The 14,082-nt window shown below is 75.3% G+C and carries 12 protein-coding genes; 3 read left to right on the top strand and 9 right to left on the bottom strand.

The genetic code is table 11. The features are described 5' to 3' along the window. Window positions 1-102: 102 nt before the first annotated feature. From AB0M92_RS35895 to AB0M92_RS35870, 6 genes are all read right to left on the bottom strand, one after another. Window positions 103-1,134 carry a lactonase family protein gene (locus tag AB0M92_RS35895; protein ID WP_366106553.1) on the bottom strand — a complete coding sequence of 344 codons (1,032 nt, stop codon included), beginning with the start codon at window positions 1,132-1,134 and terminating at the stop codon, window positions 103-105. A 138-nt stretch (window positions 1,135-1,272) separates the two neighbouring features. Next, the gene (locus AB0M92_RS35890; RefSeq protein ID WP_366106548.1) at window positions 1,273-2,409 is read right to left on the bottom strand and encodes a nitric oxide synthase oxygenase; all 1,137 of its coding nucleotides are present in this window, start codon (window positions 2,407-2,409) and stop codon (window positions 1,273-1,275) included. Window positions 2,410-2,636: 227 nt separating this feature from the next. After that, entirely contained in the window at window positions 2,637-4,130 is a 1,494-nt protein-coding gene (locus AB0M92_RS35885; RefSeq protein WP_366106552.1) for an FUSC family protein, read from the bottom strand. Window positions 4,131-4,404: 274 nt separating this feature from the next. Beyond that, window positions 4,405-5,046, bottom strand: a complete 642-nt coding sequence (locus tag AB0M92_RS35880) for a methyltransferase domain-containing protein (RefSeq protein WP_366106547.1) — start codon at window positions 5,044-5,046, stop codon at window positions 4,405-4,407. A gap of 102 nt (window positions 5,047-5,148) precedes the next feature. Further along, a complete protein-coding gene (locus tag AB0M92_RS35875) occupies window positions 5,149-7,299 on the bottom strand; it encodes an FUSC family protein (RefSeq protein WP_366106546.1) in 2,151 nt (716 codons plus the stop codon). A gap of 54 nt (window positions 7,300-7,353) precedes the next feature. Further along, complete coding sequence (locus AB0M92_RS35870; RefSeq protein WP_366106545.1) at window positions 7,354-7,947, bottom strand: histidine phosphatase family protein; 594 nt, start codon at window positions 7,945-7,947, stop codon at window positions 7,354-7,356. Between the two features lie 51 nt (window positions 7,948-7,998). On the opposite strand from AB0M92_RS35870, the gene AB0M92_RS35865 reads away from it, so the two are divergent. Next, the gene (locus tag AB0M92_RS35865) at window positions 7,999-8,730 is read left to right on the top strand and encodes a YoaK family protein (RefSeq protein ID WP_366106544.1); all 732 of its coding nucleotides are present in this window, start codon (window positions 7,999-8,001) and stop codon (window positions 8,728-8,730) included. 131 nt (window positions 8,731-8,861) lie between these two features. Then, complete coding sequence (locus tag AB0M92_RS35860) at window positions 8,862-9,449, top strand: sigma-70 family RNA polymerase sigma factor (RefSeq protein ID WP_366106543.1); 588 nt, start codon at window positions 8,862-8,864, stop codon at window positions 9,447-9,449. Here AB0M92_RS35860 and AB0M92_RS35855 read toward each other — a convergent pair. The 3 genes from AB0M92_RS35855 to AB0M92_RS35845 all read right to left on the bottom strand — a co-directional run bounded on the left by AB0M92_RS35855 (window position 9,376) and on the right by AB0M92_RS35845 (window position 13,487). Beyond that, a complete protein-coding gene (locus AB0M92_RS35855; RefSeq protein WP_366106551.1) occupies window positions 9,376-10,344 on the bottom strand; it encodes a MerR family transcriptional regulator in 969 nt (322 codons plus the stop codon). The genes AB0M92_RS35860 and AB0M92_RS35855 overlap by 74 nt on opposite strands. Window positions 10,345-10,470: 126 nt before the next feature. After that, entirely contained in the window at window positions 10,471-11,859 is a 1,389-nt protein-coding gene (locus AB0M92_RS35850; protein ID WP_366106542.1) for a deoxyribodipyrimidine photo-lyase, read from the bottom strand. Then, entirely contained in the window at window positions 11,856-13,487 is a 1,632-nt protein-coding gene (locus tag AB0M92_RS35845) for an SDR family oxidoreductase (protein WP_366106541.1), read from the bottom strand. Before AB0M92_RS35845 ends, AB0M92_RS35850 begins: the two co-directional genes overlap by 4 nt. A gap of 112 nt (window positions 13,488-13,599) precedes the next feature. Between AB0M92_RS35845 and AB0M92_RS35840 the strand changes: the two genes are divergently transcribed. Further along, entirely contained in the window at window positions 13,600-14,079 is a 480-nt protein-coding gene (locus tag AB0M92_RS35840) for an Lrp/AsnC family transcriptional regulator (RefSeq protein ID WP_366106540.1), read from the top strand. Window positions 14,080-14,082 lie beyond the last annotated feature (3 nt).

Genomic DNA, 14,082 nt, shown 5'->3' with positions numbered 1-14,082 from the left:
TCCCCCCGCCGGGGCCCCCCCGTCGGGGGCCCCCCCCGCCGGGGGTTGAATCCCCCGGGTCGCGGGCCCTCGTCCGTGTGCACGGGCAGGGTTGGGCGCCGGTCAGGCGAAGACCACGCAGGTCGCGGCCGGTACCGCCACCGATCCGGCCCGCCGCGGCTGCCCGGTCAGCGGGTCGACGTCGAACCAGGTGACGTCCCCGGAGCGCTCGTTGGCCGCGTACAGCCGTCGCCCCGAAGGGTCGGCGGCGAGGTCCCGCGGCCAGCTGCCGCCGCAGTCCACGCTGCCCACCAGGCGCGGCTTCTCGGGCCCGTCGGCGAGCGAGAAGGTGGCGATGGCGTCGGCCCCGCGCACGGCCGCCCACACGAAGCGGCCGTCGGGCGAGGCCACCACGGCCGAGGGGTAGGCCCGTACGGCCCCTGGAGCGGTCGCGGGGGCGACCGGAACCTCGCCGATCGGTTCCAGCTGCCCGGAGTCCGCGTTCCAGCGGCAGACGGTCAGCTGCGGATCCAGCTCGTGCAGGACGTACACCACGTCCGCGTCCGGGTGGAAGACGAGATGGCGCGGGCCCGTCCCGGCGCGCAGCGCGGTCTCGGCGTGCAGGCGCAGCTCCCCGGTGGCCGGGTCCGGGGAGCAGACCCGGACCGAATCGGTGCCGAGGTCCACGCTGAGCACCCAGCGGCCGCCCGGATCGGGCATCACCTGGTGGGCGTGCGGCCGTTCCTGACGGCTCGCGTCGGGGCCGTCGCCCTCGTGGACGAGGACCGACGCCGGTCCGCGGAGGCTGCCGTCCGCGGCGAGCGGGAGGCTGCTGACGCTGCCGGAGGTGTAGTTGGCGGTCAGCAGCCGACGCCCGGCCACGCCGAGGTGGGTCGGTCCGGAGCCGCCGACGGGGACGGCGGGACCGAGGGCGGTGAGGCCTTCGGGGGTGGACCGGAAGGCGGCGGCCGCGCCGTGGTCCGTCTCGCTCACGGCATAGAGCACCCCGGTGCCCGGATCCAGGGCGAGGTACGAGGGGTCCGCGACCGCGTCGGTGGCGGAGAGGAGGGTCAGGGCACCCGTCGCCGGGTCCACGGCCGCGGTGGTGATGCCGCGGCCGCCTCCCGAGGTGAACGAGCCGATGTGGGCCCGCAGTCCGCCGCTCCGGCCCGTGCCGTCCGCGCCTTCCGTACCTTCGGCGCCTTCCGCGCCTTCGGTGCCTTCCGTGCCGTTCACAAGGTCCCCTCTCCACCGTCCGGATCGATCCGTGGGGAGCCGACGGTAACAGAAGGTCTAGACCAGATGGCGCCCTTGGGCCCGTTCCTGCGCGCCCGGGTGGTGCACGTACGCCGTCGAGCTCGGCCGGTCGTCGTACGTGCGGTGGAAGACGGGGGTGGCGGAGCCGGAGATCGGCGGCACGATCCAGGACCAGTCCGCGCCCACGTCACGCCCCTTGCGCTCCTCGCGCTCCACGTGACTGAGGAAGCGCCGGGACTCGGTGTGGTGATCGGCGATGGTGACCCCGGCCCGGTCGAAGGAGTGCAGTACGGCCCGGTTGAGCTCGACGAGGGCGCGGTCCTTCCACAGCGAACGGTCGCTGGCGGTGTCGAGGCCGAGGCGCCGGGCGACGGCGGGGAGGAGGTTGTACCGGTCGTTGTCGGCGAGGTTGCGGGCGCCGATCTCCGTCCCCATGTACCAGCCGTTGAAGGGCGCGGCCGGATAGTGGACTCCGCCGATCTCCAGGCACATGTTGGAGATGGCGGGTACGGCGTGCCAGCGCAGCCCCCAGTCCGCCCAGCCGGCGTCGTCGGGGTGTTCGATCGGAACTTCCAGCACGGCGTCCGCGGGGGTGTCGAACCAGCGGGGCTTGTCGTCGACGCCCTGGACCACGAGCGGCAGGAGATCGAAGGGCGTGCCCGCTCCCCCGGTCCAGCCGAGGGCGAGCAACGCACTGGTGAGCGGGGCGTTGCGGGCGTCGCCCACGGTCACGGAGTGGTGGTCGCCGTAGCCGGCGTACCGGACCAGCTGCTCGCTCCAGATCGTCGGGCCGGGTCGGTCCGGGGCGTCCGGGGCGAAGACGGTGATGGTGGGTCTGACCCGGCCGCCGTTGGTCGCGTCGCGCAGGTGCTCGAAGCACTCGGCGGCTATCTCGTCGGCGCCGGTGAGCTCGCGGCGGTCGCGCACGCGCAGCGAGTTCCAGTACAGCCTGCCGATGCAGCGGTTGCTGTTGCGCCAGGCGACACGGGCCCCGTGGACCAGCTCTTGCGGGGTGTGCCGGTAGCTTCCGGTGGCCGCGAGCTCGGCCCGCACGGCGGCGAGCCTGGCCCGCGGATCACCCGCCTGCGGATTCTCCCGGTGGAAGAGCTGGATGAACTCCTCGGCCGCTTCCCACACCTGGGCGGTGGTCGAGCGCTGTTGAAGTATTTCCATCCCGGGCGTTACCCCCTGTCCGGCCAGATCCACCCCGTACCTACCGGATGAATGCGCGGTCAACCCTCACCCGTTGTACATGCGGCAGGTCAGCGGCGAAGGGCACGTACATCCGGAACAACTCCACCGAGTGATCTTCGGGCCATTGCCCTGCGGAGCGGACCTGACAGGGCGTACGATCCGCCGACGCCGTTCTCCGACGTGGCGGATCAGGGGCCGGGGCCGGGTCAGGCCGTGATGGCCAGGGGGGCGCGCGGGTCGGTGCGCAGGGGGCCGTGGAGGGCCACGAGGGCGTGCTCCAGGCCGTGCAGGTGCGCGAGGACCGGCTCCGCGGCGGTGGGTCCGGGATGGGCCGCGGCGACGCGTTCCGACATGACCCGCGGGGCGGTCAGCGCCTCCACCGCCCTCTCCACCCGCCAGCAGGCGGCGGCCAGCCGGGCGTCGTGCGAGGCCTGCGGGTCTGCGGCGACGGCCACCAGTCCGCGCACCTCGCGGGCGCAGTCGTCGAGCAGGCCGAGCACCTGCCGGGCCCGCGCCTTGCGGGCGCGCAGCGGGCTCAGCGGGTGGACGAGGGGGGCGAGGGCCATGCGTACGCGGCCCAGCAGCAGTTCGAGTTCGGCGGCGTGCGGGGCCGGATCCGCGTCGGGGTCCCCGGCGAGGCGGTCGAGGGCGGCGGCCGTGGAGGCCCGTACGCAGTGCAGGGCGCGCTGGATCCAGGCGTCGTTGGCGGCGTGCGTGGTCACCGGGAGGACGAGCGCCACCGCGAGCGCCGCGCCGAGCGCGCCGATCGCGGTCTCCTCGAAGCGCAGGAGCAGCAGGCCCGGGTGCAGGACTCCGAGGAGCCCGTAGAGCAATCCGGCCATGACGGTGACGAAGAACATCATCCAGGAGTACGAGGGCGCCGCGGTGTAGAAGATCCCGAAGACGCATACCGCGACCAGGGCCGCCGTGGGCGCGGGGGCGCCGTGCAGCGGTACGGCGATCAGCAGCCCGGCGGCGATGCCGACGACCGTGCCGAGGACCCGGCGGAACCCGCGGACGAGGGTCTCGCCGCGGGAGGCGGTGTTGACGAAGATCCACCAGGCGGTGCCGACGGCCCAGTACCAGCGGTCGTCGGAGAGCGCCTGGCCGATGCCGAGCGCGAAGGCGCAGGCGGCGGTGGCCTGGAAGGCCTGGCGCGTGGTCGGCCGGGCCAGGCCGGTGCCGGGCAGGCCGGGCGGCGCGGCGGGCGGCGGGGTGCGGCGCTCGATCGGCCACAGGACGAAGCGCACGGCTCCGGCGGAGAGCAGCGCCAGCCCGACGGCGGCGTACAGCTCGGGCAGCTGACCGGGTACGGCGTGCAGGAACTGCGTGACGAAGAACATCATGAAGCCGAAGATCCCGAGGGCGTGCCCGCGCGGCCCCCAGCGGCGGGCGTAGACCCCGGCGAAGACGACGGCGAGGAAGGCGGCGTCCCGGGCGGGCGGCGTCCCGTGCAGGGTGGTGGCCAGGGCGAGGACGGGAAAGCCGGCGACCGGCAGCAGGGCACTGGTCACGCGCTGGGCCCGCACGGTCGGGTCGAGCACGGTGAAGAGGGTGAGCAGGGCAGCCAGTCCCCCGGTGATGGAGGCGGTGAGGGAGAGGCCGCAGAGCTCGGACACGGCGACGGCGAGCCCGATGCCGAGCACGGCCCGCAGCGAGTTCCTCAGTCTCTGGCGCCCCGGATCCGGAGCCACGAACATCCTCTTCACGGCGGTGTGCCGCCCCCCTTGCAGTGGTGCGCGCCGGTCCCGCGTCCGCCCGGGGGTGGTGGGCGGCAGGCGGGCACGGCGAAGGCACCGCGCTCCGGACCGGCCTCGTTGCCGCCCGGCGCTGCGCGGCGCCGTAAGTACATGGATACGACACAGATAAGCATCCGAAGGCCCACTGGCTCAACACACCTCCGCTTCACTGGACCATTGGCCCAGTACAGGCGTGCAGCCGTCGGCCACGAGCGACCAACGGACCAGCGTTCGCTCAGGCGGGCCGACGGGCGTGGCAGAAGAAGTGCTCCTCGGGCTCGCCCCCCTCGGGCCGGAACAGCGCGGTGTGGTGATCCAGCACCTCCAGGCCCGCCGCGCCGAGCAGTCGCAGGTGCTCCGCCGGGGAGAGGCTGCTGACCGTGACCTCGTGCCCCATCCACACGATGTCCAGGTCGCTGATGTCCCCCGGGACCGTGGCCAGTACGAGGTACCCGCCGGGCGCCACCCACGAGGCCATCCGCGCCAGGGCCGCGGCCACCTCCGGCTGGGACATCACGAGCAGCGGGAAGAAGGAGCACACCGCGTCGAAGCCGCCCTCGGCGGGCGTGTAGGTGCGTACGTCGGCCTGCTCGAAGCGGGCCCGCGGGACCCGGGAGCGCGCGAGGCCGACCATGTGCGCCGATACGTCGATGCCGGTCACGGCGCAGCCGGCCCGCGCGAGGACTTCGGCGGTCGGACGGCCCGTACCGCTGCCGACGTCGAGGACGCGGGCGCCGGGGGCGAGGCGGGCGGTGAGCCAGTCCAGTGCGGCGAGCTGTCCGGGGACGTGCCCGAACGCCTCCTCGTACCGTGCGCCGACCTCGTCGAAGACCTCTGCCGCGGACCGACCGCCCTTCATCGGCTCCCCCACCGTCACCCTCGATCCGTGCGTCCGCGCCCGGCCGGTCCGGACGCCGTGGAGGTTCTGCCCGGCGGCGCGGCCGGGAAACGGCGGGGCGGGGTACCGGCGTGCCGGCGCTCATCCGGGGATGCGGGCCGCGGCGCGGCCCGAGGCGATGGTTTCGAGGTCCGCAGTCAGGGAGTCCAGCCAGGCCGTCGTGGCGAAGTAGGGAAGCCCGGCGTCGGGCGGCGCCGCCTCCGTGGGCGGGGTCAGTGCCTCCGGGAGGAGGTCCCCGGGGCCGCCCGGTGGGCCGCCGTCCCGGGTCTTGTGGGGGGTTTCCGCAACCGCCGCCGCGCGGCGCAGTCCGGCCGCGACGCGGGCCGCGTACTCCTGGAGCCCCGCCGCCTCGCCGCCCGCGAGCGGTGTGCCGTCCGCGCTGCCCAGCACCCGGCCGGCGCCCCAGAGCACGTGGTGCCCGGTCATCACCGCGGCCTGCCAGTCGGGGCCCGGCCCGGGCGGGCGCTGCGCCTCGCTCTGGTACTGGGCGTACGCCGACTCGGCCATCACCAGCGTGACCCGGACCCGGTGCTCCTGGTCCCCGGGCGGCTCCGCGGGCCGCCCCGGCGCCGTGACCACGGCGGTGGTCGACTCGACGTCGTCGGCGCAGGCGCGCAGCAGCCCGGCGACCGCCCGGCCCAGCTCGTCATGGGCCCCGCGCGGCCAGGCGAGCAGCCCGCACACGATCCCGATCGAGCTGCCGATGAGCACGTCGAGGAAGCGGACCTCGGCCAGCTGCCAGGTGACCGCGGACAGCTGGGCGAAGACGACCGAGACGACGAGCGTGAACAGCGCCTGCGCCCAGCCCACGCCCTTCACCGGCCCGACGGTGAACGTGAACAGCATCAGCGGCGCGAGCGCGATCGCGTACACGGTGGTCTGGCCGCCGGCCAGTGCGAGCACCGTGCCGGCGGCGAGCGCGCCCACGCAGGTGCCGATGAGTGCGCTGCGCACGGTGCCCCGGGTCTGCACGGCGGTGGTCCGGGTGAGGCTGACGACGGCGAGCATCGCCCAGAAGCCGTGCGGGAGGGAGTCGATCCCGGCCACGGTGCGGGCCACGGCGAGGGCGAGGGCGATCCGTACGGCGTTCTGGAAGTGCACGGACCGGGGCCCGGTGTGCGCGGCGAGCCGGTGCCACCACAGGCGTACGGTGCTCTGCCGGACGTACCAGAACCGGTCCGCCGCGTCGGCGTCCGGATGCGCGCCGCGCCCCCGCACGGCGATCTCGGCCGACGTGCGCAGCGCCACGGCGGCGTCCGCGACCTCCAGCAGGGCGGCCTGCCGGCGGCGGGACTCGGGCAGTTCGGCGGGGGTCCGGGCGTTGCGGGCGCGCAGCCGGAGCAGTTCCGCCGAGTCCGTGGCGGGCCGGCGCCCGTCACCGAGCAGGGTCGCGGTCCCGCACACCGATTCGCGGACGGCGCCGAGGAGGTCGATCCCCGCCTGTCTCGGCTCCCGCCCTGCGGGTGGTGCGGGCAGGTTCCGCAGCCGGGAGAGCAGGGTGCGCGCGGCCAGTCCGGTGTGGGCCAGGCCGCGCTGGCGCACCCCTGGTCCGGCGGCCCGCTCCGCCTCCGGGACGCGGGAGGAGCGCAGCGATTCGGCGGCCGCCCGGGCCCGGTCGGAAGCCGGAGCGGTCAGTACGTACGGCGGCCGCCCCAGCGCGGCGGCGCACCGTACCGCCTCGGCCGCGGCGCCCGCGGCCCGCTCCGCGTACGTGGGCACGCGCGGGTCGGGCAGGATTGACGCCTCGGCGGCGATGAGCAGCAGGAGGCCGACGAGGGCGCCGCCCAGCCGCTCGCCGAGGGTGTGCGGGAGGTACGGCGGGAAGCTGGGCAGGATGTAGAGCAGCTGGAGGCCGGGCGCGGCGCCCGCCGCCCGCGGTCCCGCCGCCGAGGAGAAGGCCAGGCAGAAGCCGACGACGGCCATGCCGAGGACGGCGCTCCAGGTCCGTACGGCGAGGAAGGTGCCGAGGACCACCAGGAAGCAGACCACCGGGAGGAGCCTGACCATGACGGCGGCCCGCTGCCGTCCGGTGCCCGGGATGCGGGCGAGCCCGGCCAGGGAGACGGCGCCGAAGAGGGCGTAGGTGGCGGCGACGGGCCGGTCGAACACGTACAGGAGCACGAGGAAGCTCGTGCAGGAGGCGAACGTGGTCCGGACGGCGCGGCGCGCGGCCGCCGGCACCGGGCCGGTGCCCGTCCGCAGTTCCCGTTCGAGTTCCCCAAGGGCTCGCACGGTTTCAGAATCCCACGGGGACGGCCGCGGGACCTGTGGACGGGCCGGACCTGCCTATGGGTGGGTGTTCCAGCCCGCGATCACCGGGAGGCCGTGTTCGGTGGACAGGATGCTGACCGTGCCGGTGCGCAGGAGGAAGAGCCGGCCGTCCTGCGGCGGCAGGCCGAGGTAGCGGGCGGTCAGGACGCGCAGGAAGTGGCCGTGGGCGACGATGACGGCATCGCCGCGGTCCTCGGCGAGGACCTCGCCGGCCCGGGCCAGGGCGCGGTCCGCCCGGGCGCCGACCTGGGCGGCGTCCTCGCCGGGGTGCTCGGCGTCGCCGGGCGGGACGCCGTCGGTCCACAGGGACCAGTGCGGCCGCGTCCGCTGGATCTCGGCCGTGGTGACGCCCTCGTAGCCGCCGTAGTCCCATTCGTACAGGTCGGGGTCGGTGACGCCGCCGTTCAGGCCCGCGAGTTGGGCGGTGGCGACGGCGCGGCGCAGCGGGCTCGTCAACACCAGGGCGAAGTGCCGGTCGCGAAAGTACGGGGCGAGCGAGATGGCTTCTTCGACCCCGGCGGCGGTCAGCGGGATGTCGGTCCGTCCGGTGTGGCGCCCGTTGGCGCTCCAGGCCGTCTCGCCGTGTCTCACCAGCAGCAGGTCACTCATGATCCGGACCCTAAGCCCTCCGGCATGTCGGCGCCGGAGGATTCGGACGGCATGTCACTGTCGGGCGTCATGGACGAGAGCGCGCACCTGTGGCGGCTGCCGCCGTTGACGGCGCTGTTGGTCGTACTGACCTTCGTGACCGGAATGATCGAGGCGGTCAGCCTGCTCGCGCTGGGGCCCGTGTTCACGGCGATGCAGACCGGGAACGTGCTGTTCCTGGCCTTCGGGGTGGCGCGGGAGGGGAGTCTGCCCGCCCTGGCGCCCGCGGTGTCGCTGGCCGCCTTCGCTCTGGGGGCGGTGTGCGGGGCCCGGCTCGAAGACGCGGCGGAGGCGCTGGGGCGGCGCTGGTTCGTGATCGGCCTGGGGATCGAGGGAGGGCTGATCCTGGTCGCGGCGGGGGCGGGCTGGGGCCTGGCGGCCCATTACGGCGAGCCGACCGGGCGGCACATGACGGTGGCGGCGCTGCTGGCCGCGACGATGGGCATGCGCAACGTCACCAGCATGCGGGTGAACGTGCCCGGGCTGCCGACCACGCTGGTCACCCGGTCCATGACCTCCTTCCTCGGCGGTTCGGCGCTGGGGCAGGACAGTGCGTTCGGGTACGGGACGGGGGCCTGGGCGCGGCGGGCCGCCGCCGTCCTGGCGATGTTCACGGGCGGGATGGCGGGGGCCCTGCTGGTGCGGGCCGGCTGGCCGGTGAACTGGCTGCTGGTGGCGCCGGGCGCGGTGGTGCTGGCGGTGGCCCTGGCCTATCTGCCGCAGCCCCTGCTGCACGCACGCTGAGCGACCGGACGCCGGCCGTCGGCAGCTGGCGTCGGCGTCGGCGTGGGAGTGGGAGTGGGCGTGGGCGTGGGAAAATCGATGCGCAAACGCTGCGAGTGGCTCCTTCGGGGCGCGCTCGCGAGGCTCGGACCATGGACGAAGCCATGGACGAGCGGGAGCGCGAGGAGTGCGTCGCGGCAGGTTTCGCGGCGGGCGACGAGCGGTGCATGGAGGCGGTCTACCGGCGCTGGCGGCCGCTGGTCCACGCACTCGCCCACCGGTACCTGGGTGACGAGCGGGAGGCGGAGGACGTCACCCAGCAGGTGTTCCTCGCCGCCTGGAACGGCCGGCACCGCTACCGGCCCGGGCCCGGGGGCCTCGGGGCCTGGATCACCGGAATCACCCGTCACAAGGTGGCCGACGCGCTGGAGGCGCGGACCCGCCGGGCCCGGGTGACAGCAGCCGCCGTACGCACCTCGCCCGGCGCCACCGACCGGCTCGGGGGGCCGGCGCGCCAGGAGGCGGAGCAGGTCCTGGACCGGGTGCTGGTGCTCGGGGAACTCGCCCGGCTGCCGTCCGAGCAGCGGCGGGTGCTGCACCTCGCCTTCTACGCGGACCTGACCCAGACCCAGATCGCGGACCGCACGGGGCTGCCGCTGGGCACCGTCAAGAGCCATATGCGAAGGGCCCTGCACCGGCTGCGGGGGTCGCTTCTCCAGGCGGCGCCAGCGACTCGATGACCACCAGGCCCGAACGCAGCCCGTACAGCCGCTCGGTGCGCGGCCCCGGCGCCTCGGCTCCCCATCCGGGCCCGGCGAGCAGCAGGGCCGGACGGGCCCGGGCACCGCGCAGACCCCACTCGATGCCGGCCACCGACCGGGCCAGGGCCACGTCGGCGGTCGTACGGGACTGCGCCCACAGGACGACGCCGCGCGGGCCGGTGCGCCGCACGGCGTCGTGCAGGGCCTCGGGCGGCAGGGCGGCCCCGAACATGCGGGCGGGCACGCCGCGCTGGCCGAGGGCCGCGGTCAGGGCCTCGATGGGCAGGCTGTGCTGTTCGCCGGGGACGCAGGCCAGGAGTACCGGCGGGCTCATGGGCGGCTCGGGCAGGGGCCGGATCCGGTGCAGCGCCGCGGAGATCTGCCAGGACAGCAGGTGTTCGACCTCCACGTAACGCTCCCCGGCCGTGGCCCACTTGCGGCCCACGGCGTGCAGGGTCGGCGCGATGACCTCCTCCCAGGCCGTGACCAGACCGTCCTCGGCCAGGACCCCCTCCAGCAGCTCCGCCACGGTCGGCGCGTCCAGGCGTACGGCGGCCCGCGAGAGCCCCCGGCACTCCTGACGGACCGCCCCGAGCGGGAGGGCGTCGGGCCCGCCGGGGGTCGCCGGCGGTACGGCCGCCCCGGCGCGGGTCGCCGCGGGGGCGCCGCCGAGCGCGGCGCGGGCGGCCTCGGCCGGAGGGATCCCGTCGGCGGTGAACCGGCACATCAGCTCCAGCCGGGCGATGTCCTCGGGGGTCCAGCGGCGGTGCCGGCCCGTCTCGCGGCGGGCCGGGCCGATCGCGTACCGGCGCTCCCAGGAGCGCAGCGTCGTCGGCGAGACCCCGAGGCGGCGGGCGACCGCGCCGGTGCTCAGCGCGGCGGCGGGGCCGGGCGGGGACTGGGGCGGCGGCTGGGGGTGCGGTGGTGTCTGGGGGTGCGGTGGTGTCTGGGGCACGCGGTCCACGCGCTCACGATAGGGGTCAGGGAACGGCTCCGCCGCTCACTCCGCTCCCCGGCCGCGCCGGAACCGGTCGAGCCCGTCGGCCAGTTCCACGATCGGGTCCGGGTAGTCGTAGCGGGCCCGCTCCAGCCCGGGCAGCCGCCAGGGCTCGTGCACCCTGGGGGCGTCCAGCCCGGCGAGCTCGGGGACCCAGCGGTGTACGTACCGTCCCGACGGGTCGTAACGCAGGCCCTGGCGCACCGGGTTGAGGACCCGGTTGGGACGGGTGTCGGTGCCCGTCCCGGCCACCCACTGCCAGTTGAGCTGGTTGTTGGCGAGGTCCCCGTCCACGAGGAGGTCCAGGAAGTACCGGGCTCCGATCCGCCAGTCCACGTACAGGGTCTTGGTGAGGAAGCTGGCGGTGAGCAGCCGGCCCCGGTTGTGCATCCAGCCCTCGTGGCGGAGCTGGCGCATGGCCGCGTCGACCACCGGGTAGCCGGTGCGGCCCTCCTTCCAGGCCTCGGCCTCCTCCTCGGCGGCCGCCCCGGTGCGCCAGTGGTCCCGGCGGTCGCGGTAGTCCCGTGCGGCCGTCTCGGGCCGGGCGGCGAGCACTTGGTGGTGGAAGTCGCGCCAGCAGAGCTGGCGGACGAACGCCTCGGCGCCGGGGTCCCCGGCGGGCCCCGCGGCGGCGGAGCGGGCGCGGTGGACGGCCTCGGTGGGCGAGAGCGTGCCGAAGTGCAGGTGCGGGGAGAGCCGCGAGGTGGCGTCGCCGGCCAGGTCGTCGTGGGAGTCCGCGTAGCGGGAGAGGCCGGCGCGCAGCCAGCGCCGGAGGAGGTCGCGTGCTTCGCGCTCGCCGCCCCGGGCCAGGCCCGGGGAGACCCCGGTGAGGTCCGCGCGCCGCGGCAGCGGGTCGGAGCCGATGCCGTCGGGCACGCGGACGGAGCGCGGGGCGGCGGCGACGGCGCGGGGCGGCAGTTCGGACCAGCGGCGGAAGTACGGGGTGAAGACCGCGAAGTGGTCGGAGCCGGCGGGGAGCACCGCCCCGGGGGCGGCGACCGTGACCACCGCCTCGTGTACGTAGAGCCGCACGCCCTCGGCTTCGAGGGCGGCGCGCAGCCGTTCCTCGCGGGCGTGGGCGTAGCCGCTGACCCCGGCCGCCATGTGGACCTCGTCGGCGTCGCATTCCCGGACGAGGGCGAGGACTTCGGCGACGGCGTCGCCGGAGCGCAGGACCAGGCGGCCGCCGCGCTCGCGCAGTCCGTCGTCGAGGTCGGCCAGGCAGTCGGCGAGGAAGGCGAGCCGGTTGGGCGCGGCGAAGCCGGCCGCGTCGACGGCCCGGTCGCGTACGAACAGCGGCACCACCCGGTCGCAGGAGGAGAGGGCCGCGCGCAGCGGCGGGTGGTCGTGCAGGCGCAGGTCGGAGGTGTACAGGACCACCGCGACGTTCATGGGTTCTCTCGCTCCGCGTCGGGACCGGGGGGACGGCTGTCGTCGGATACTTCGGCGGACGGGCCCCGGCCGGATGCGGACACGGGGGCCGGATGCGCGGCGGCCTCCTCGTCCAGGCGGTGCGCGGCGCGGGCGATGTTGCGGGCCATGCCGCCGAAGACGACGGCGTGGAAGGGCGACACGCTCCACCAGTAGAGGTGGCCGAGCAGTCCGTGCGGATGGAACAGGGCCCGCTGGCGGTAGCGGGCGCCCTGCACGGCGCCGCCCCGGTCCCCGTCCCGTGGTGAGGGGGACACCGGGTCCGCGCACATCTCCAGCCACGCCAGCCCCGGCAGCCTCATCTCGGCGCGCAGCCGCAGCAGGCGACCGGGTTCGATCGCCTCCACCCGCCAGAAGTCCAGCGAGTCCCCCACCCGCAGCCGGGACGCGTCGCGCCGGCCGCGCCGGATGCCGACGCCGCCGGCGAGCCGGTCGAGCCAGCCCCGTACGGCCCAGGCCAGGGGGAACGAGTACCAGCCGTTCTCCCCGCCGATCCCCTCCACCACCCGCCACAGCGCGGCGGGCGAGGCGTCGACCGCGCGTTCGCGCCGGTCGGTGTAGAGGCTGCCGCCCGCCCAGTCGGGGTCGGTCGGCAGCGGGTCGCTGGGCGCGCCGGGCAGGGAGGCGGAGGACCAGCGGGTGGCCACGTCCGCCTCGCGCACCTTGCGCAGGGCCAGGGAGACGGCCCGGTCGACGCCGATCGGGGCGCCGGGCGGATCGGGGACGTACCGGGCGATGTCGTGTTCAGCGCACACGACCTCGTGGCGCAGGGATTCGGCGAGCGGCCGGGCCAGCGCCCGCGGCACGGGCGTGACCAGGCCGATCCAGTGGCTGGACAGCCGCGGGGTCAGCATCGGCACGCGCAGGATGAGCCGGTGGGGCAGCTCGGCGACGGATGCGTAGCGGCGCATCATCTCCTCGTACGTGAGCACGTCGGGCCCGCCGATGTCGAAGGCCCGGCTCACCTCGGGCGGCATGGCGGCGCTGCCGACGAGGTAGCGCAGTACGTCGCGGACGGCGATGGGCTGGACGCGGGTTCCGACCCAGCTGGGGGTGACCATGACGGGGAGCCGCTCGGTCAGGTAGCGCAGCATTTCGAAGGAGGCCGAGCCCGAGCCGATGATGACGGCGGCGCGCAGGACGGTGGTCGGCACCCCGGAGCCCAGGAGGATCTCGCCGACCTCGGCGCGGGAGCGCAGGTGCGGGGACAGCTCGCGGACCGGGATTCCGGCCGGGGTGAGGCCCCCGAGGTAGACGATGCGGCCGACGCCCGCCGCACGGGCCTGTTCGGCGAAGATGCGGGCGGCGGTGCGGTCGCGGTCCTCGAATCCGGATCCGGCGCCGAGGGCGTGGACGAGGTAGTAGGCGACGTCGATGCCGCGCAGGGCGGCCGCGACGGACTCGGCGTCGGTGACGTCGCCGCGGACGGTCTCGGCGCGCCCGGCCCACGGGTGGTCGCGCAGCTTCTCGGGGGACCGGGCCAGGCACCGCACGCGGTGCCCGGCGTCGAGCAGCTCGGGAACCAGGCGGCCTCCGATGTAGCCGGTGGCCCCGGTGACCAGGCAGTGCAGGCCGGTTGTGGCCGTCATCGCGCTCTCCGTTCCTCGACGTGTGCCCACAAGGGATTCCGGCCGACCGCTGGTCGCGGATGCGGCGGTCCGCCGGAAAGGCACCGCTCTGGGCCATTGGTACAGTCGCGGCATGGCGGTGGACGAGCTCGACACCCGGATCCTGCGTCTGCTGATCGAACAGCCGCGCACCAGCGTCCGCGAGTACGCGCGGATCCTCGGGGTCGCGCGGGGCACCTTGCAGGCCCGGCTGGACCGGCTGGAGCGCACCGGGGTGATCACCGGGACCGGCCCCGTCCTGTCCCCCGCGGCGCTCGGGCATCCGGTGCTGGCCTTCGTGCACATCGAGGTCACGCAGGGACACCTGGACGAGGTGGGCGACGCCCTGGCCGCCGTGCCCGAGATCATCGAGGCCTTCTCGATCACCGGCGGCGGTGACCTGCTGACCCGGGTCGCGGCCCGGGACAACGCGCATCTGGAGGACGTGATCCAGCGGCTGATCCGGCTGCCGGGCGTGGTGCGCACCCGTACGGAGGTGGCGCTGCGCGAGCGGGTCGCGCACCGTTTGCTGCCGCTGGTCGAGTCCGTGGCACGAGGAGTGCGCAAACCCTGACAG

Origin of the sequence: Streptomyces sp. NPDC051582, from assembly GCF_040681715.1 — a bacterium.
Classification (GTDB): domain Bacteria; phylum Actinomycetota; class Actinomycetes; order Streptomycetales; family Streptomycetaceae; genus Streptomyces.
Note: the sequence above shows the minus strand (reverse complement) of the source record. Positions and strands in the feature narration are given on the sequence as shown.